This is a genomic window from Prosthecobacter algae (assembly GCF_039542385.1).
Classification (GTDB): Bacteria; Verrucomicrobiota; Verrucomicrobiia; order Verrucomicrobiales; family Verrucomicrobiaceae; genus Prosthecobacter; species Prosthecobacter algae.
On the sequence record NZ_BAABIA010000001.1, the window covers coordinates 275,191 to 294,155 of the forward strand.

Consider the following 18,965-nt stretch of genomic DNA (forward strand, 5'->3'; position numbering starts at 1 on the left):
AGCAGGGGCGACTGACAACCCTATGTCAGGAGTGATTCTGAATGACTGAAAAAACTTCAGGTATGCAAGGCTGCCATCTTCAGCGCTGCCTCCCGCATCTGCTGCCGCATCGCGGGCGGATGCTCCACCACTGCCTGTGGGCCCAGGCTCATAAGCCAGCCGATCAGCCATTCCTGAGACCAGGCCAGCAGCTCAATCCGCGTACGCCCATCGGGCTGCACCTGCTCCGGGGCACACGTGCAGGGCATCTCACGCCGCACCCGATCCATGATGGCGGGGCTGAAAAGGACCGTGGTCGGCACGATTTCATGCTCGTCCAGAGTGTTGGCAAGAAAGGTCTTCACAGAGAAGCCCTCATGCCCCTGGAAGCCTTCGGTAAGCACTTCCCAGCGTACCATCCGGTCTAGCCGAAAGTCGCGAAAATCACCTCGCAGGCGGCAGTAGGCGATGAGGTGCCACTCCCGCGCGTAAAACATCATGCCCAGCGGCTCCACCGTGCGGCTGGTGATCTCGCCACGTCCTCCGGCATTGTAGCCCAGGCTCACACAGCGGCGGTGGATAACCGCCTGCTGCAGCGGCATGATGGAACGCTGTTCATCATCCTTGCGAGGCGAGGAGATCCACACGCCCACCGCATTCTTGAGCCGATTCAGTTGATCTTGACGTTCCTTGGGCAGGACGGCCCGGATCTTGAGCAAGGCGGAGCGCAGGGAGCCTCGCAGAGAATCATCCGCTACCTGTTCCGTCACCTCACCACTCATGAACAGGGCACTGGCCTCATGCTCAGTGAACATCACGGGCGGCATGTGATAGCCGCGCATGAGGCTGTAGCCCACCCCCGCCTCTGCCACGATGGGCACCCCTGCCTCACCCAGCGCCGCGAGATCCCGATACACCGTGCGCACGCTCATTTCATAGTGCTCGGCAATCTGCTCCGCCGTGATGACGCGGTGGCTTTGCAGCAGCAGGATCATGCCCGTGAGGCGGTCAATGCGATTCATGGAGTGGGGAGACGAGCCTTAAAACTGGCCGCAGATTTTTCATCGCACAAGAAGCGAATGCAGTCATAAAACGACTTTTACAACAAGTGACAACATGAGTATATTACACAATGTAGTAATTGTTGGGTAAAAATAAGCTAAGAATGAGGTCTTGAACAAGTGACATTGTGAGTATATTAAAAATTATGTCACTTGAAGAATATCCAATGCTGGACCGCCCGGTTTTTGTGAATCGTCAGGAGGAGATTGGTTTGTTGGATGCCTTTCGCCGTAAGGCTGGTGCACAGTTCATGGTGGTCTATGGAAGGCGGCGGATAGGCAAGACCGCGTTGATCACCCACTGGATGTCTGGGCGTCCCCGGACGAAAATTCGTGGTTTTTACTGGGTGGCTCATCGCAGTACGCCCGAGATCCTGCTGCGCAGTTTTTCTGAAGCCTTAGCTTCTTGTCTTGAGGCTGAAATTGCGGCTCGGCTTAGCTTTGCCACCTGGGAGGATGCCTTTAAGCAGATGTTTGCTCTCGCCAAAACGGAGGCTTTGGTGGCGGGGATTGATGAGTTTCCGTACCTGCTGGAAAGTGTCCCTGGTCTCGCATCATTGCTGCAAAAAATCTGGGATGGGCATAAACAAGGATCTCAGCTCAAACTGATTTTGTGCGGCTCCCAGTATCACATGATGCATGAGCAGTTTTTTACTCCCAAGCAGCCGCTCTATGGTCGCGCCACGGCTTCGCTGTTGCTTGATGAGGTTTCGCCGGCCCATCTCAGTCAATTTCTACCGCACTACAGTGCATCCCAGATTGTCGAAACCTACAGCGTGCTGGGTGGGGTGCCAAAGTACCTGGAGATGTGGGATGACCGGTCGCCTGTGCTAACTAACATTCGCGAACTGTTGCTGTCTCCGGCTACTTTGTTCAGGCATGAGGCCTTGTTTTTGATTCATGATGAAATCGCCGAGCCGCGTACTTATTTGGGCTTGCTGGAGGCCATTGGCGGTGGGTTACGCACACCTGTGACCATTGCTAAAATCACAGGGCTGCCAATCACGCATGTGGGCAAATACCTGCATCATCTCCTGGCTCTCAAACTGGTGCGCCGGGTGCAGTCAGCCGAGGCTCCCAATGTGGCGCAGACTCGCCTCAGTCGATATGAGATCCGCGATCCCTTCATGCGCTTTCATTTTGAATTCATTCATCCTCATCCAGATCTGGTAGAGAGAAACCGGATGACGGAGCACATGGAAAAAATAACCCAGCGCTTTGATGCTTACGTGGGTAAAACGGGTTATGAGGAGTTGGCACGCCGTCATTTGGAGGCTCTTGGTTTGGCTGGGAAACTGCCTTTCAAACCGGACACCGTGGGGCGTGCCTGGACCCCACGTGCTGACGTGGATGTTTTTGCCATCAGCCGCAAATCGCAAACGGCCTTGTTTGGTGAGTGCCGCTGGAACACCCGCAAAATGGACATATCCACACTGACGGAATTGCTGGCCAAGGCGGAGAGCTTCCCGCGTCTCAAAAAGTGGAAGAAGCACTTTGTCTTGTTTTCAAAATCTGGTTTTACGGCGGAGCTGACACGAGTCGCCAAGAAAGAAAACGTCCTTCTTTATGAAGGCCCTTTGCTGTCTTTGTGAAGTCCTTCTCTTGCTCTCAATCGTTCTTGGCAAGAGCCCCCATGTCGGCTCAGTATTTATTTGCCATGCCTGCTAAGACCGACCTCAATCGCCGCCATTTTTTTCAAACCGCTTTGGGAGGTGTTCTTGCGGCTCCCGCACTCGGCCAAGCTGCAGCGGCGACGCACGTGGACCCTTCACGCTTTGCAGAACCAGGGCATGATCTGGCCTGTGTGCAGGATGCGGATGTCATTGTTTGTGGTGCCGGGCCAGCGGGTGTGGCGGCTGCCATCACGGCGGCGCGTGCAGGGGCTAAGGTGCGCTTGTTTGAGGTGCATGGTTGCCTGGGCGGTGTATGGACCGCCGGGCTGCTGACCTGGATCTTTGACTTTGATAAACCGGGCCTCACTCGCGAGATCATCGCCAAGCTGGATGAGCGTGGTGCCCGACGCGGCAGTGACAATGGCCGCTTTGTGTATGAGCCCGATGAAATGAAGCTGTTGCTGGAAGATCTCTGCGTGGACGCCGGGGTGAAATTCCGCCTGCAAACACGGGCTGTGGCCGCCTACAAAGAGGGCAAACGCCTCAGCACCGTCATCACGGAATCTCCCTCAGGCCGCGAGGCTTGGCGCGCGCCCGTCTTTATCGATACCACGGGCGATGGGGTGCTCGGGGCCTTGGCCGGCTGCTCCTGGGATCTGGGGGACATGGGGCAGGACAAATCCAGCCAGTGCCTGTGCCAGCCGCTCACCATGAATGCCCTGGCCGTGGTGAAAGACGTCACGCAGATGCAGAAGTACATCTCCTTTTATGAAGGTGACCTGAAATGGCATGTGGAGGCCACCAAAAACTTCAAGGCCGACATTCAAAAGGCAGGCATTGATCCCTCCTATGGCATGCCTACTATTTTCCATGTGCGGGACAATGTGGTGCTCATCATGGCTAACCATGAGTATGGCATCCGGCCAGATGATGCCGATGCCCTCACGGCCGCTACCGTTCGTGCGCGCAAAGAGATCTTTGCCATCACCCGTGCCCTGCGGAAGTTGGGTGGTGTGTGGGACGGTTTCCAGGTCATCGCCACGGCGGAGCAGATCGGCGTGCGGGATGGCAAGCGTATCCATGGCCGTTACACCGTGGTGAAGGACGATCTCGTTAATGGAGCTCGCCATGAAGACGGCGTCGCCCGGGTGACCTTCGGTGTGGATATCCACGCGAAGTCCAAGAAAGACAATGACCAGCTTACCATCGAGCGGGGTGGAGTGAAGAAATTCACCCCCTATGACATTCCTCTGCGTGCGCTCATTGCCAAGGATGTGGACGGCCTCATGATGGCAGGCCGCTGCATCAGTGGCGATTTCGTGGCTCACGCCAGCTACCGTGTCACGGGCAATGCCGTCGCCATGGGCGAAGCCGCTGGCGTCACCGCAGCACTGGCCGCCGTGTCCAAGCGCCTACCCCACGAGGTAGAGTGGAAAGAGGCCGAGGCGAAGCTCAAAACCATAGGCCAGCGGGTGTAAATCCCACCCTCGGGCAGAGCTCCCAGATCACGCCAGATCAGGCAGTGGATTGTCGGCATCGCCAAAGTGATCCGTCTTCACGCCCATACGTTCCATCATGGCCAAATGCAGGCGGCAGAGCTTGCGGTTCGGATCCTTGCTGTAATCGAAGTACCGGCCTCCGCGCAGGGTGCCGCCACCACCACCGGCAAGGATGAGGGGAAGCTGGGTGGAGTCGTGGGCATTGCCATCGTAAAGGCTCGAGGTCAGCATGATCATGCTGTTATCCAGCAGGGTTCGTTCACCTTCATTGGTCGCTTCCATTTTCTGCAGGGCCTCGGACCACACCTTCACCATGTATTCATTGCCCTTTTGGTAGGAGGCCAGACGATCAGCATCATTGGCATGGTGAGACAGCTCATGCTGACCGCCTTTTACGCCTAGGAAGCCGAAGTTCATGTTAGAAAGATCGTTCGTCAGCATGTTCGTCACCACGCGAGTGCGATCCATCTGGAATGCCAACACCATGATATCGAGCATGAGTTTCACATGCTCCTCCTGCTGGGCAGGAATGCCCGAAGCAGGGCGGGCTAGCCAGGGTGTCTTCACGCTTGGTTGCCAGCCTCGGGTCGTGGCCTCAGCCGTGCTGAGTTTTTCGGAACGTTCGATGCGCTGCTCCAGATCCCGGACGGAGGTGAGATACTCGTCCAGCTTCTGGCCATCGCGACGGCTCAGCTTGCCCCGGAGGCTGCTGGCATCCTGCATCACCAGGTCCAGTACGCTCTTGTCACGGGCACGTTTACTGCCGTCGTCAAAGAGTTGGTCAAAGGCCTGTTGCGGATAGATTTCCTTGGGGGCCGGTGTCGTGGGACTGCTCCAGGAAAGGTAGGCGGAGTAAAGGGAAGTGTAACCGCTGTCGGTGCTGTACTTAGGGCCTTCCGTGCCAATAGCTAGGCTGGCCACCGGCGTTTGCTGGCCGATCTTGTTAGCGATGATCTGATCCATGGTCAGCCCCACTTCCACGTCCGTGGTGGTTTGCTTCACCTTCAGGCCAGAAAGGATGTTCATCTTCGGGTAGTGGCCACCTGGGCCCGCCACTGTGGAGGGATTCCACAGTCCCTTGAAGACCATCACCTTGGTCTTTACGGGCTCCAGCGGCTTCAGCGTTTGCAGAAACTCTAGGCCGCCGGGGCTGTTCGAAGCACCCCAGTGATGAGGGTTCACCCCATTGCCGAAAAAGCAGATGCCCAGACGCCGGGGGGCTTGTGGCGTGCCTTTGACCACCGGAGCGCCAAAGGACGACACCGACTCAAACCACGGCAGGCCGAGCATGATGCCGGCACCACGTAAAAACTGGCGACGGGAGAACTGGGAAGAGCTTTTCATTGGGGGGATACAGATACTACGTCGCAAAAGGGCGCAAGTTTTCGGCCAATAAGCCAGGTAGCAATATGCCCGATCCCGCGTATTTTCCAGCCCATGGCTGATTTGACCTCGCTAGACACCTCGTGGACAGACGCTCTGGCGGATTTCCTTCTCGAACAGCAAGGGGTGGAGGCCATTCGCCTAAACCCCGAAGAGCGCAGTGTCCAGATCGCCACGCTGGGGCACGTTGATGCGGCGTTGCTCCAGGCACAGCTCAATGAAGTTCTTCGGGCTCTGGATGCGAAAATACTGGTCACTACCTCCAATGCGACGGTCAGCGGTCTGACGCTGACCAGCAAAAAGGGCGAGCTGACCCTGCAAAAACCGAGCTGCATCACAGCACCGCGTTTTTGGAAATGGCGTGATTTCGAGTGGCCCGAGGCCGAGGAAATCGAGCGTCAAAGCGAGGAGGAATGGAAGGAGATGGCCGTTCAGGCTGCCATCTGTGGGGTGGCGCTCGTGAGTGGCTTGCTTGCCGAAAAGGTTTTTTCTTCGCCTGCTTGGTTGGTGCAAAGTTTGTTCGGTGTCGCCCTTATCAGTGGCGGCTGGGATGCGGCCAAGGATGCGTGGGAAAACCTCAAAGAGAAGCGCCTGGACGTGCATTTCCTCATGCTGGCTGTGGCGGCGGGCACTGTGGCCATTGGTGCCTGGGAAGAGGGGGCCTTGCTGCTCTTCCTTTTCTCCACCTCCGGTGCTCTTGAGCATTATGTACTTCATCGCACCCATCGAGAGATCAATGCCCTGACCAAGGCAGCTCCCAAGCATGCTCGCGTGTTGTTGCCCGATGGCAAAACCGAAGAGCGTGCAGTTTCCGCTTTGCGCATTGGCGATGTACTGCAGGTCCGCCCAGCCGAACTTTTCCCTGTGGATGGCACCATCACACTGGGGGAGTCGGCCGCCGATGAATCCACCCTTACTGGTGAGGCTGTGCCGATTGATAAAGCTGTGGGGGCCGAGGTCTTCGGGGGTACCCTGAATCTCTGGGGGCTCATCCAGATGCGTGTGGACCGTCTCGCCACCCAAAGCGCCTTGGCGAAGATCATCACCATGATCCAGACCGCCCAGCATCTGCGGGCTCCCAGTCAGCGTTTCACGGATCGCTTTGGCACCAACTACACACTGCTCACCCTCGCAACCGTCGCGATCATGTTCCTGGTTTGGTGGCTGGCCTTGGGCATACCTCCCTTTGAAAATACGGAGGCCTCAAAGTCGGCTTTCTACCGTGCCATGACGTTGCTGGTGGTCATGAGCCCCTGTGCCCTGGTGCTCTCCATTCCCTCCGCCATCTTGGCGGCCATCGCCTGGGGGGCGCGGCGTGGCATTCTCTTCCGTGGCGGTGCCGCTATCGAAAAACTGGCCGAGGTGGACGTCATCGCCATGGATAAAACGGGCACACTGACGGAGGGTAATTTGAAGGTAGCCCTCGTGGAAAGCTTTCCTCCGGGACGTGAGACGGATGTGTTGCGCCTGTGCGTGACGCTGGATGCCAATTCCAATCACCCCATCGCCCATGCCATCACACGTCATGCCAAAGAGCAGGGGATCGAGCCGGGCGAGTTGCAGGAGTTCCAGTCCATCCCTGGCCAGGGTCTTCGTGGCCTAACCAAAGATGGCGTCACCTACGTGGGCCGGCGCGAGCTGATGAACCAGGGCGACTTTGCCCGCTGGTTAAAAGATGTGCCGGATGCGCCCCTGGGCTTCTCCGAAGTCTGGGTTCTGAATGCCCAGACCATGGGCCGGGTGCTGCTGAAGGATGAAATCCGCAGCGGCAGCAAGGCCGTGCTCGCCACCTTGGCGGCTGAAAACGTGCGCACCATCATGCTCACCGGGGACCGCCGCGCCGCCGCGGTGCAGGTGGCGGAGGAATTGGGCGTGGCCGATGTACGCGCCGGTCTGCACCCCGAAGACAAAGTGAAAGCCATCCGCGAGCTGACTCTCGAGGGGAAAAAGGTGGCCATGGTGGGCGATGGCGTGAACGACGCCCCCAGTCTGGCTGCCGCCTACGTCAGCATCGCCATGGGCGCTCGTGGCAGTGATGCCGCGCTGGAGCAGGCGGATGTCGTCCTGATGCAGGACAAGATCGAAAAGCTCCTGTCTGCCCGCCACATCAGCCAACAGGCCCGCCGCATCATCCGGCAAAATCTGGCCATCTCCCTGGGCTCCGTCATCATCATGGCCGTCGCCTCCTTGTTCGGCCTCGTCCCCTTGACGCTCGGTGTGCTCACCCATGAGGGCAGCACCGTCATCGTGTGCCTCAACAGCCTGCGCCTCCTGTTTGTAAAAGAAGGTTAATTCAGCAAAAGTGATGCGGGCACTCCTGCCTGCACTGCTTTGACGGCGCTCATTTCCCAAAGTGTCTTTCTTGGCCCCTCGTTTTGCAGGCAAGAGTGCCCGCATCACTTCTCAAAGCCCGGCGTCGGAAAAATGTAACCTCACTCGTCCCGAATCTCCCATCGTTGTTCATAGAAATAAGCTCCTTTCGGCAGACCTGCCTTGGTGGGATTGTCTGCCACATAGCGCTGAAATTTTTTCAGTGATTCCAGGCTGCGCACGATGTGGTCAAAGGACTCGTCCATCCATAGCACACCTGACCTGCCGGTCATCTGGTTGATCCGTCTCGCACTCGCTCCTTTGGCAGGCCCCATCAACTTCGAGACGGGTGTTGGCGAAAGCGGTTTTAATAAAACATGCACATGGTTAGGCATGATCACCACATCGCCTAGATCATAGTGGCGACCATCATCGTGGTACAAGCTCGCCAGCACCTCTTCACGTAGATTTTCTGTGCGTAGATCACAAGCCCCGTACCCAGCGTCCAGATACTTTTCCATTCGCATCGTAAAACGGCGGTGATATTCCTTTTCGGTCTCTTCGGACCAGGGCGGCGGATTTTGCTCCAACCATGCCGTGCGTGCTTGTTTCCACTGCTGTGGCACTTCCAAAGGTACTGCATCGCCGAGTCGAAATGTCACGAAATAAATGGCTCCTGGTAAAGTCACATGTGGGAGTCTCCTGCGTCGAGAAATCATGACAGCCTCCCAATCAAAAGGCGTGAAGTCAGCTCGTGTAATGACCTTCATTCAGGCAAAAATAAGTGATGCGGGCACTCCTGCCTGCACTGCTTTGACGGTGCTCATTCCTATAATGGCCTCTCTTGGCCCCAGGTTTTGCAGGCAAGAGTGCCCGCATCACTTGATATGCCTTAATTCAGCTCCACTCGCTCAGGCGTGTTCGCCATGAGCTGGTAGATAGGGCCCATCTCATCCAAAACAGCACCCCACATGGCCGCAGGTTGCTCGACGTCCAGAATGACTTTTTTCGCAGGCGAAATGATCCAGGATTTGCGCTCGATCTCACCCTCGATCTGGCCGCTCGACCAGCCGGAGTAACCGACAAATCCACGCACCTCATGTCCCATGCTCAGTTCATGGATGGCATCCGCCACGGAAAGGTGGGTCTGGCAGCGGAGGGTGCTCTTTTTCCGGTTCCATTGCAGGGAGGCAAACGCCAGCTTGTCAGTAGCCACGGGGCCGCCAATGTACACGGGCACCTGGCCGAGTGCGCCTAGGTCCTGGTCGGGCAGCAGGTCGGCCACACGCTGGTCCAGTGGACGGTTCAGCACATAGCCAAAGGCCCCGTCCTCGTGGTTGTGCGCAGCCACAAAGATGACCGTGCGTTTGAAATTCGGGTCCTGCATGGAGGGCACAGCCAGCAGCAGATTCCCGGTGAGGGGCGGCGCGTCGGGGGTGGTCGGCATGATGTGGATTCTGACCGCACAGGTAAGGCCAACGTTGCACTTTTGCATGGAAATTCATCGGCACCGGAACATGCCACATCTTGCCAGCGCCCAATCCCCGCCTAGCCTGCCCTCTTGACCTCTTTGACCGACTCCTCCCCCGATGCTCTCTGGAACCGCCGTTTTGCCTGGCTGCTGGCGGGCGTTTTGGTCTTTCGCCTGGGTTTCATGCTGTTTTTCACCTCCCAGGCCGATCTGGCTGGCGACGAAGCCTACTACTGGGACTGGGGCCGCCGCCTGGACTGGGGTTACTTCAGCAAGCCACCCATGATTGGCTGGCTCATGGGCCTCATCGGTCGCCTCACAGGCGATGCGGAATGGGGCATCCGCCTGGCACCGCTGCTTTTCGGCACGGCCACCCTGGCCACCCTTTTTGCGCTGAGTCGTCGCCTCTTTGGCTCCGCCACCGCTTTCCTAGCCGCACTGCTCATCCTATTTACTCCGGGAAACATCGGGCTGAATCTGTTCTTCACCATTGATGCCCCCCTCCTGTTTTTCTGGTCGCTGGCCCTGCTGCTGTTCTGGCTGGCCATGGAAAAACCCACCTGTCTCTGGCGCTGGGCAGCCCTCACGCTGACCATCGGCCTGGGCACCTTGAGCAAGCAGATGATGCTCGTTTTCCCTCTGCTCATGGTCGTCTTTGCCATCGTGTCCAGGCAGGATCGCGCCCTGCTGCGGAACCCGCGCCTCTGGCTCACCGTCATCATCGGTACCGGTTTTATCACCCCCGTCCTCTGGTGGAACACCCAGCACGACTGGATCACCCTGGAGCATACCAAGCACCACTTTCAGGGAGACAAGCTCGACTTCGTTGACTGGCTCGGCCGCACCCTTCAGTATCCGGCGCTGCAAACCTTGGTGTATTCTCCCTTAACCTTTGCCGGGTTGATGACAGTCCTCTTCCTCTCGGTCAAATCTTGCCGTTTGTTGGATCGCCGCTCGCATTACCTCCTGCTCTGTTCCGTGCCTGCCCTGCTCGCCATCCTGGGCCTGTCCCTGCGGCAGGAGATCAATCCCAACTGGCCTGCCGTCTTTTATGTGCCCGCCTTCATCCTTCTCGCCGCATGGTTGACTGGAAAGCTGCCCTTCACGGCCCGCCCGTTTTGGAAGACCTGGCCCCTGCGCGTCGGCATCGCCTTTTTTGTCCTCGCCCATCTCGCCGTGGGCGCGGTCCTCCTCACCGATCTGAAAGGGAACAAGAAGCTCAAAAAACTTCATGAGATGTGCGGCTGGACGGAAACTGGCCGCCAAGCTGGAGCCTTCCTGGATCGCGTCCCACGCCCGCAAAACACCTTCGTCCTTACCAGCAATCTGCGGACCGATGCCGCCCAACTTGCCTTTACCATGCCGCAGCACCCGCGCGTCTATCGGTGGGAGCGCTCCGGCCAGGTCCTGTCCCAGTATGAAGTCTGGCCCGGACCCGAGGAACGCCTGGGAGACGATGCCCTCATCTTCCAAAATGGCCGCGAAAAGCCCGGCAACGTTTTTCCCGCCATCTCCACCTGCTTTGAAAAAATCGAGTTCCTCGGCCAGGTCAATGTCACTCTGGGCAAAGGCGACCCCCGCATCTTTGACGTCTTCCTCGGCCACAGACTCCACAAGTGGGTGAAACCCGGCAAAGCCCCCGCCACCCCCACGGCTCCCGCCCCCTGATGTTCCCCTGGGACCTCCAGCTTCTGCAGCGCATCAATCTCGACTGGACCCATCCAGTGCTGGATTGGCTGATGCCCGCTGTTTCCGCCATCAATGCCTGGATTCCCCTCTTCGCCATCGTGGCCATGCTCGTTCTCTGGCGTGGTGGGAAACAGGGCCGCTGGCTACTCCTCTGCATCGCCCTGGCCATCGGCATCGGCGATGGCATCGTCTCCAATACGCTCAAGAAAACCATCGGCCGCGTCCGTGCCCGCGATGCCGTGGAAGGCCTCGTTGTCCGCGACCTCGCACCTGGCAAACCCGACATCCTGCGGCTGTTCAAAGCGCCCGAGCAACACCCCAGCAAGCCTCGCAAGGAAACTCGCGGCAAGTCCTTCCCCAGCAGCCACACCGTTAATATGTTTGCCCTCGCCACCGTGGTCGCGCTTTTCCACCGCCGTTGGGGCGTCCTTCTGTATGGCCTAGCCGCACTGGTGGCCTATTCCCGCCTCTACGTCGCCGCCCATTGGCCCTCGGACATCCCTCCCTCCATGGCCCTCGGCGTATTAGTGGGGCTCAGCACCGTGTGGGCAGTCCGCGCCATGCAGAGACGTTTTGGCCGAGCCTGAGTTCGTCTGAATTTCAGGACTCTGAACAGCGTTGGTAGAGACAACCATGCTCAAAAGCACCTTTTCCGCCTGCCTCCTCCTCGTCACAGCCCTCCACGCTGAAGACAAGCCCATCGGCCTCGGGGCCAAACCCGTTGAAGGAGCCGAGGTCATCCTCGACGGCACCCGCGAAACTCTGGACAGCAAGTGGACCTACTGGAAAGGCCCCCGTTTTGCCTCCGCCCTGCCCATCAAGTGGAAGGTCGTCGAAGATCCCATCAATGGCGGCACCTGCATCATGACCGATGATCGCGCTGCCGATGGTGGCAAGTACGGCGCTGCGGACATCGTCACCAACAAGGCCTATCGCGACTTCCGTCTGCACATCGAGTTTCTCGTTATGAACCCTCGTGGCAACAGCGGCGTCTATCTGCAAAACCGTTACGAAATCCAGATCCAGGAAGGCGACCGCACCAAGCATGGCATGGGCGCTGTGATTAATGAAACCGACTCGCCCTACCACGCCTTCGCGGGCCTCGGCAAATGGAACGCCTACGACATCACCTTCCGCGCCGCTCGTTTCAAAGACGGTGTCATGGTCGAAAAACCCCGCGTCTCCATGTACTTCAATGGCCAGAAAGTACACACCAATGTCGAGATCCAACAAGTCTGGGGCGGCCCCAACTCCGGTGTGGATGGCGGCAACGACGGTGGCAAAGGCATCACCGATACCCCCCAGGGCCTGAAGCTCCAGTGCGAAGGCCACGACGTCCGCTACCGCAACGCCTGGATCAAGGAACTCGACCTCGCCACGCCAGACACGGATTTCTAGCCAAGGCTGGAAACAGGTGGAGCCAAAGTACTCCAGAGCTTTAGCTCGGCGAAATCCCCTTTCGGATTCGATGCAGTACTTCGTCAGCTTGTACATGCCCCAAGTAGCGGGCTAATACCCCGCCCCCAAAGTCGCCTTTCCCAGGCTTGCACACCCTTTGTGCCTCCCGGATATTGTCAGTTCACCGGAGGTTCTCCTCCTTTCCTTCCTCAATGCACGCGCTGACATCGTTCATTCCCCATGGGGATCGCATGGGGAATCTTTGGGGATGCCATGGGGATCAAAATCCCCATCCTAGTTTGTTGATTGTCAGGGGCTTGATGAGGATTCTTCCCCAAATGGGGATTTTTTCGCCTTTTTCCCCATCTCGCTCCAATGGCATTTCATTCTCCGCCGTTGCCTTGACTGCAATACGCCCCGTCGTGCGTATGTTCTGACCTATCTGCCATGCGCCTGCTCGTCTCACTTTGCCTCACCCTCACCACCGCCTTCGCCCAGACGGAGGCCGATTACCTCACGAACATCCGCCAGCTCACCTTTGAAGGACGCCGGGCCGGGGAAGGGTACTTCAGCGCCGATGGGACAAAGATGGTCTTCCAATCGGAGCGCGAGGAGGGCAATCCCTTTTACCAGATCTACCTCATGGACCTGGAGACGGGCGATCAGGAACGCATCTCTCCTGGTATGGGCAAGACCACCTGCGCATGGATCCATCCCGATGGCAAACGGGTCCTCTTCGCCAGCACGCACACAGATCCGAAATCCAAGGAACTGCAGGAGGCTGAAATCAAGGACCGCGCCACCAGCCGCGTGCGCAAATACTCCTGGGACTACGATGAAAACTACGACCTCTGGGAGTACACCCTGGCGGACAAAAGCCTGAAAAACCTGACAAAGACACGCGGTTACGATGCCGAAGGCGGCTGGTCTCCAGATGGCAAACAACTGGTCTTTGCCAGCAACCGCTCGGCCTATGAAAAGGAACTGTCCAAAGAAGACGCGGAGCGCCTGAAGGTGGACAAGCAGTACTTCATGGACATCTACGTGAGTGATGCCGATGGCCAGAACGTGAAGCGGCTGACCGACGTGCCCGGTTACGATGGTGGACCTTTTTTCAGTGCCGATGGCAAACGCATCTGCTGGCGCCGGTTCACCCCGAAGGGCGATGTGGCGGAAGTGTGGACAATGAACACCGATGGCAGCGATGCACGCCCCATCACCAAGCTGGGCGCCATGAGCTGGGCTCCATATTTTCACCCCAGCGGCGACTACCTCATCTTCACCACCAACCTCAATGGTTTCGCCAATTTCGAGCTCTACATCGTGGATGCCGCAGGCAAGCACGACCCCGTTCGTGTAACCACTACGGATGGTTTTGACGGTCTGCCAGTCTTCACGCCCGATGGCAAAAAACTCTCCTGGACCACCGGCCGCACCAGCAATGGCCAGAGCCAGATTTTCCTGGCCGACTGGAACCATGAAGCGGCGAGGAAAGCCCTGGGATTGGCCAAGGATGAGCCAACGGTCAACATCGCCAAACCGGCTGAACAGCCCGATTTCGCCATCACTCAGGGCGAGGTGACCGAGGCCGACCTGCGCCAGCATGTGACCTACCTCGCCAGCGATGCGATGGATGGCCGCCTCACCGGCACTCCTGGCGAAAAGCTGGCCACCCAGTATGTGGCGGATGTGTTTAAAGGCATCGGCCTTGTGCCCTATGGAGACGAGGAATGGTTCGAGCCCTTCGAATTCACCGCTGGCGTCGCCTTGGGCGATGGTAACCGTTTGACCCTCCAGCCTGAAGGCAAAAGCCTCGTCACCGACAAAGACTGGCGTCCCTTGTCATTCTCTCAGTTAGGAGAAGTGGCGGCCAGCGATATTGTCTTTGCAGGTTACGGCATCGAAACTCCCGATGAAGCCACCAGCGAGAACGGGAAAAAGATGGAGACTTACAGCAGCTACGCTCACTTGGAGGTGAAGGACAAATGGGTGCTCGTGTTGCGTTACCTGCCGGAAGGAATCACCCAGGAACGGCGCAATGAACTCACTCGCTACGCCAGCCTGCGCCACAAAGCCCTCGTCGCCCGCCAGAAAGGCGCGCGCGGCCTCATCATCGTCAGCGGGCCGAATAGCAAGGTGGTGGAGCAGCTCGTGCCCATGTCCTTTGATGCCTCCCTGGCCAGCTCGGGCCTCGCCGCCATCAGCATCACCGATGCCGTGGCCAATGACCTCCTGAAACCTGCTGGCAAGACCCTGAAGGAACTTCAGGACAAGCTGGATACGGGCGATCTCATGGGTGGCATTGACTGCAAGGGCCTGAAGTTCAGCGCCCAGATTGACATTCGTCAGGAAAAGAAAACCGGACGCAATGTCATCAGCGTTTTGCCTGCCCGGGACAAACCGGACCCGCATGTCGCCCCGCTCATCGTTTGCGCCCACATTGACCACCTGGGCAGCAAAGGTGGCAGCAATTCACGCGCCAAAGGGGATGAGTCCAACAAGATCCACCATGGTGCAGATGACAATGCCAGCGGCGTGGCCGGCGTGATCGAAATCGCCCAATGGCTGGCCGAGCAAAAGAAGCAGGGCAAGGTGAAGCTCACCCGTGACGTCATCTTCGCCACCTGGTCCGGTGAAGAACTCGGTTTGTTAGGCAGCAGTCACTACGTTGAGGCGTTGGCCAAGATGTTCAAGGGCGATCCGAATGGCAAGCTCACCGGCATGTTCGCCGCCTGCCTGAACATGGACATGATCGGCCGTTTCCAGAAAACGCTCGTGCTTCAGGGGGTCGGCTCCAGCACCTGGTGGCCGAAGGAAATCGAGAAACGCAATGCCCCCATCGGCCTGCCCATCACCACGCAGACCGATGCCTACCTGCCGACCGATAGCACCATCTTTTACCAGCGTGGCATCCCCACGCTGAATGCCTTCACGGGCAGCCATGAGGACTATCACAAACCCAGCGATACAGCGGACAAGATTGACTACGTCAATGCCGCCAAGATCACCAAACTCATGGGCCTCATTGCACGCGGTGTTGCCACAGCGGATACCAATCCCGACTTCGTGGCCATGGAGGCCCCGAAAAACAAAGACAGCCGTGGCGGCCTGCGCGCTTACCTTGGCACCATCCCGGACTATGCCCAGGGCGACGTCAAAGGCGTGAAACTCAGCGGCGTGTCCCCCATTGGTCCTGCGGGCAAAGCGGGTGTCAAAGGCGGCGACATCATCGTCAAGCTCGCCGGGAAGGACGTTCTCAACATCTATGATTACACCTCCCTCATGGGCGAACTGAAGATCGGTAAAGAAACCTCCATCACCGTCATCCGCGAAGGCAAGGAGGTCGAACTGAAGATCACTCCAGGCTCACGCGAATAGTACAGTATCCTGCACTCTCCGGGTGCAACATCTACCTTGCTCCCTTGCTTCGTTCCATCTTCCGCCAACGCCCAAAGTCACAGGAATACGCCAACCCGCCACAAGCCCGCCGGAAACCTCATCTCCTCTGCTGTTCTATCTTTAATGACATCCGCCCGTATTCTCCTCCCCGCCTTGCTTGGCCTTAGCCTGCCCGTGTCTGCGCAGCAGCTCGGGGCCGTGGCCGGCAATGAAGAGGTCAAAAAGATCATGGAGACGCGCAAAGGTCGTGGCGTGATGGCGGATGACACCCCGCCGACCCCTCCTCTGAATGCCGTGAAAAAATTCATCACCCGCAGCGATGTGGCGGTGGATCTCATGGCCTCGGAACCTGCCGTGGAGCAACCGCTCTACGCCAGTTGGGATTCCAAAGGCCGCATGTGGGTCACGCAGTATCGCCAGTATCAGTTTCCGGCGGGGCTGAAGATCGTCAGTTACGACCAGCACCTGCGCGCCAAGTTTGACAAGGCACCGCTGCCACCGCCACGTGGTGAAAAGGGCGGGGACAAAATCACCGTCTTTGAAGACACCGATGGCGACGGCGCTTTCGACAAGCATACGGATGTAATCACCGGCCTGAATATCGCCAGCGCCGCCCTGCCCGGCATGAGCCGCATCTGGGTGCTGAATCCGCCTTACCTGCTCAGTTATCCTGATGCCAACCAGGATGGCCTGCCCGATGGCGATCCTGAAGTGGAACTCACCGGATTCGGCTTGGAAGATACCCACGCCGTGGCCACCAATCTCCAGTGGGGCCTGGATGGCTGGCTTTATGGGGCCAATGGCAGCACCACTACAGGTAACGTCAGCAGCGCCAATACCAAAAATGTGAAGTGGGAAGGCCAGTGCATCTGGCGTTATCATCCTAACAAAAAGCTCTTCGAAATCTACGCCGAGGGCGGTGGCAACACCTTCAGCCTGGACATCGACAGCAAGGGCCGTGTCTTCTCCGGCACCAACAACGGCAGCACCCGTGGCATGCACTACGAGCAGGGCAGCTACGGCATCAAAGGCTGGGGCAAGCACGGTCCTCTGACCAACCCCTACGCCTTCGGCTGGTTCGAGCACATGAAGCATGAAGGGGACAACAAACGTTTCCCCCAGGCCTTCGCGATCTATGAAGGCGGTCTGCTCGGCAGCGGTTATGAAGGCAAGATCATCGCCCCCAACTCCTTGGCCAATGTCGTCTATGTCAGCGAGCGTTTTCCCGATGGCTCCACCTTTCGCAGCAAGGACGAGGAAAATCTGATGAGCTCCCCCGACCGTTGGTTCCGCCCGGTCTGGGCAGGCGTTGGCCCCGATGGTGGTTTTTACATGGCCGATTGGTATGACACCCGCCTCAGCCACGTCAGCCCAGTGGATGACTGGCACAAGACCAGCGGCCGCATCTATCGTGTGCGCCCAGCGGCAGGTGCCCCCAAGCTGAAGCCCTTTGATCTGGCCAAGGCTTCCCCTGAGGAACTGCTCGGCCACCTCAGCCACACCAACGAATGGTTCCGCAAACAGGCTGCCCTGGAGATCGGCTGGCGCGGGTTAGTCGAACTGAAAGACCGCCTCGTCACCCAGGTCAAAACATCGGATGCGTATGCTCTCGATGCCTTGTGGACGCTGGACATGCTAGGTGCTGCTAATGAGGCCTTGGTGGATTCCTTGTTAGGCAATAAAGACCCTTGCATCCGCCGCTGGGCGGTGAAGATCCTGGGCGAACAACGTCGTGGATCCGAAGCCCTGGCCAGCCTCGCCAAAACCGAGAAGAACCTGGAGGTGCGGGCGCAAATCCTCGCGTCCGCCAAACGCCTGAAAGCTTCTGACGCACTGCCCTTGCTCTGGGCTGCTGAAGGCGAAGAAGACATCAGCGGTCACCTTCCTTTGCTGGCTTGGTGGGCCCTGGAATCCAAAGCTGAGAAAGAGAAGGAAGCCGTTTTCGCCTTCCTGAAAACCGATGCAGCGATGGTAAAAACCGCCGCTTTCCGAGATCACCTCGCAGAGAAATTGGCCAAGCGTTATGCCCTCGCAGGTGGTGAGGAGAATCTGCAATCCTGTTCGGATCTCCTCACTTTGGCTCCGGGTGATGCCGTTCGCGGTAAGATCATCGCAGGAATCGCGGCGGCTTTTGAAGGCGCTGAAATGCCTCCGCTGCCGGACAGCCTGTCCAAGGCCCTGAACGACTACATGGCCAAACAGTCCGGAGGCAATCTGGCCCTGGCCCTACGCACAGGCAGTGCCGCTGCCCTCAAGGACGCGCTCAAGCTCCTCTCGGACTCCAAAGCCTCGAACGCCCAGCGTATCTCCATCGCCAAGACCCTGGCGGAGCTGGGCAAACAGGAATCCGTCGCCCCGATGGTGGCCATCTTGAAAGGCGGAGCCAATGCACCGAGCCTGAAACGCGGCATCCTGCAGGCGGCGGCGAAGTTTGACGACCGCCGCATTCCCGAAGCCCTGCTCACCGGTTATGAGGCCCAAATCGCCGGGGACAAAGCCCTGCGCGAGGATGCCCTGCGCACGCTGGCGGGCCGCAAGGAATGGGCACTCCTGCTGGTCAACTTTGTCAACGATGGCAAAGTGCAGCCCAAACACATCACCATTGATACTGCTCGGCAGCTCAGCCTTTACAAGGATCCTGAGATGGATGCGGCCATCGAGAAGCATTGGAAGGGGCTCCTTATGACTGGGCCTACCGAAGCCAAGGAAAAGGAGATGGCCCGCATCAAGGCCGTCATCAAAACGGGTCTGGGCGATGCCGACAAAGGCAAGCTTCAGTTCATGGCCCGCTGCGCCATCTGCCACAAGCTCTTCGGTGAAGGCAACATCATCGGCCCGGAACTCACCGGTTATGACCGCGCCAACCCGGACTTCTGGCTCGATAACATCTTCAACCCCAGTCTCGAAATCCGCGAAGGTTTCGGCAACTACATCGTCAAGCTGAAGAACGGCCAGATGCTCACCGGCATCATGGATGCCCAGGATGCCAGCGGCATCGTGCTGAAGGACATCGCGGGTAACAAGACTCCCGTGAAGCAGCCCGAAATCGAGAAACTCGAAGCCTCCCCTGTCTCTCTCATGCCCGAGTCCCTCACCATCGGCATGAGCGATGCCGACCTGAAGGACTTCTTCGCCTATCTGATGAAGCTGCCGTGAGCTATTT

General features: G+C 58.3%; 12 protein-coding genes. 8 read left to right on the forward strand and 4 right to left on the reverse strand.

Going from position 1 to position 18,965, the window contains the following annotated elements; all coding sequences use genetic code 11:
• Positions 1–56 precede the first annotated feature (56 nt).
• Complete coding sequence (locus ABEB25_RS00995; protein ID WP_345734505.1) at positions 57–1,001, reverse strand: helix-turn-helix transcriptional regulator; 945 nt, start codon at positions 999–1,001, stop codon at positions 57–59.
• Positions 1,002–1,186: 185 nt separating this feature from the next.
• Between ABEB25_RS00995 and ABEB25_RS01000 the strand changes: the two genes are divergently transcribed.
• Together ABEB25_RS01000 and ABEB25_RS01005 are read left to right on the forward strand one after the other, a co-directional pair.
• A complete protein-coding gene (locus ABEB25_RS01000; RefSeq protein WP_345734506.1) occupies positions 1,187–2,632 on the forward strand; it encodes an ATP-binding protein in 1,446 nt (481 codons plus the stop codon).
• 65 nt (positions 2,633–2,697) lie between these two features.
• On the forward strand, positions 2,698–4,131 hold the full coding sequence (locus tag ABEB25_RS01005; protein ID WP_345734507.1) for an FAD-dependent oxidoreductase: 1,434 nt from the start codon (positions 2,698–2,700) through the stop codon (positions 4,129–4,131).
• 27 nt (positions 4,132–4,158) lie between these two features.
• Here the strand turns inward: ABEB25_RS01005 and ABEB25_RS01010 are convergent, their stop codons facing one another.
• Positions 4,159–5,496, reverse strand: a complete 1,338-nt coding sequence (locus tag ABEB25_RS01010; protein ID WP_345734508.1) for a DUF1552 domain-containing protein — start codon at positions 5,494–5,496, stop codon at positions 4,159–4,161.
• A gap of 93 nt (positions 5,497–5,589) precedes the next feature.
• Here ABEB25_RS01010 and ABEB25_RS01015 point away from each other — a divergent pair, with 93 nt between their 5' ends.
• Positions 5,590–7,827 carry a heavy metal translocating P-type ATPase gene (locus tag ABEB25_RS01015; RefSeq protein WP_345734509.1) on the forward strand — a complete coding sequence of 746 codons (2,238 nt, stop codon included), beginning with the start codon at positions 5,590–5,592 and terminating at the stop codon, positions 7,825–7,827.
• Positions 7,828–7,967: 140 nt separating this feature from the next.
• Here ABEB25_RS01015 and ABEB25_RS01020 read toward each other — a convergent pair whose 3' ends face one another.
• Together ABEB25_RS01020 and ABEB25_RS01025 are read right to left on the reverse strand one after the other, a co-directional pair.
• Entirely contained in the window at positions 7,968–8,615 is a 648-nt protein-coding gene (locus ABEB25_RS01020) for a transposase (RefSeq protein ID WP_345734510.1), read from the reverse strand.
• A gap of 122 nt (positions 8,616–8,737) precedes the next feature.
• Positions 8,738–9,292, reverse strand: a complete 555-nt coding sequence (locus tag ABEB25_RS01025) for a YqgE/AlgH family protein (protein WP_345734511.1) — start codon at positions 9,290–9,292, stop codon at positions 8,738–8,740.
• A 123-nt stretch (positions 9,293–9,415) separates the two neighbouring features.
• Here ABEB25_RS01025 and ABEB25_RS01030 point away from each other — a divergent pair, with 123 nt between their 5' ends.
• The 5 genes from ABEB25_RS01030 (at position 9,416) to ABEB25_RS01050 (ending at position 18,958) form a co-directional block, all read left to right on the forward strand.
• Positions 9,416–10,984: an ArnT family glycosyltransferase gene (locus ABEB25_RS01030; RefSeq protein WP_345734512.1), complete on the forward strand. Its 1,569-nt coding sequence runs from the start codon at positions 9,416–9,418 to the stop codon at positions 10,982–10,984.
• Positions 10,984–11,592, forward strand: a complete 609-nt coding sequence (locus ABEB25_RS01035) for a phosphatase PAP2 family protein (RefSeq protein WP_345734513.1) — start codon at positions 10,984–10,986, stop codon at positions 11,590–11,592. Before ABEB25_RS01030 ends, ABEB25_RS01035 begins: the two co-directional genes overlap by 1 nt.
• A 46-nt stretch (positions 11,593–11,638) precedes the next feature.
• Complete coding sequence (locus ABEB25_RS01040; protein WP_345734514.1) at positions 11,639–12,403, forward strand: 3-keto-disaccharide hydrolase; 765 nt, start codon at positions 11,639–11,641, stop codon at positions 12,401–12,403.
• A 447-nt stretch (positions 12,404–12,850) separates the two neighbouring features.
• A complete protein-coding gene (locus ABEB25_RS01045; protein ID WP_345734515.1) occupies positions 12,851–15,781 on the forward strand; it encodes a M28 family peptidase in 2,931 nt (976 codons plus the stop codon).
• Between the two features lie 144 nt (positions 15,782–15,925).
• Positions 15,926–18,958 carry a DUF7133 domain-containing protein gene (locus tag ABEB25_RS01050; protein WP_345734516.1) on the forward strand — a complete coding sequence of 1,011 codons (3,033 nt, stop codon included), beginning with the start codon at positions 15,926–15,928 and terminating at the stop codon, positions 18,956–18,958.
• The last annotated feature ends 7 nt before the right edge of the window (positions 18,959–18,965 follow it).

What these genes read in the sequence shown, in the direction of transcription:
- ABEB25_RS00995 (WP_345734505.1), bottom strand. Translation starts at nt 1,001, where the DNA reads ATGAATCGCATTGACCGCCTCACGGGCATGATCCTGCTGCTGCAAAGC.
- ABEB25_RS01000 (WP_345734506.1), top strand. Translation starts at nt 1,187, where the DNA reads ATGTCACTTGAAGAATATCCAATGCTGGACCGCCCGGTTTTTGTGAAT.
- ABEB25_RS01005 (WP_345734507.1), top strand. Translation starts at nt 2,698, where the DNA reads ATGCCTGCTAAGACCGACCTCAATCGCCGCCATTTTTTTCAAACCGCT.
- ABEB25_RS01010 (WP_345734508.1), bottom strand. Translation starts at nt 5,496, where the DNA reads ATGAAAAGCTCTTCCCAGTTCTCCCGTCGCCAGTTTTTACGTGGTGCC.
- ABEB25_RS01015 (WP_345734509.1), top strand. Translation starts at nt 5,590, where the DNA reads ATGGCTGATTTGACCTCGCTAGACACCTCGTGGACAGACGCTCTGGCG.
- ABEB25_RS01020 (WP_345734510.1), bottom strand. Translation starts at nt 8,615, where the DNA reads ATGAAGGTCATTACACGAGCTGACTTCACGCCTTTTGATTGGGAGGCT.
- ABEB25_RS01025 (WP_345734511.1), bottom strand. Translation starts at nt 9,292, where the DNA reads ATGCCGACCACCCCCGACGCGCCGCCCCTCACCGGGAATCTGCTGCTG.
- ABEB25_RS01035 (WP_345734513.1), top strand. Translation starts at nt 10,984, where the DNA reads ATGTTCCCCTGGGACCTCCAGCTTCTGCAGCGCATCAATCTCGACTGG.
- ABEB25_RS01040 (WP_345734514.1), top strand. Translation starts at nt 11,639, where the DNA reads ATGCTCAAAAGCACCTTTTCCGCCTGCCTCCTCCTCGTCACAGCCCTC.
- ABEB25_RS01045 (WP_345734515.1), top strand. Translation starts at nt 12,851, where the DNA reads ATGCGCCTGCTCGTCTCACTTTGCCTCACCCTCACCACCGCCTTCGCC.
- ABEB25_RS01050 (WP_345734516.1), top strand. Translation starts at nt 15,926, where the DNA reads ATGACATCCGCCCGTATTCTCCTCCCCGCCTTGCTTGGCCTTAGCCTG.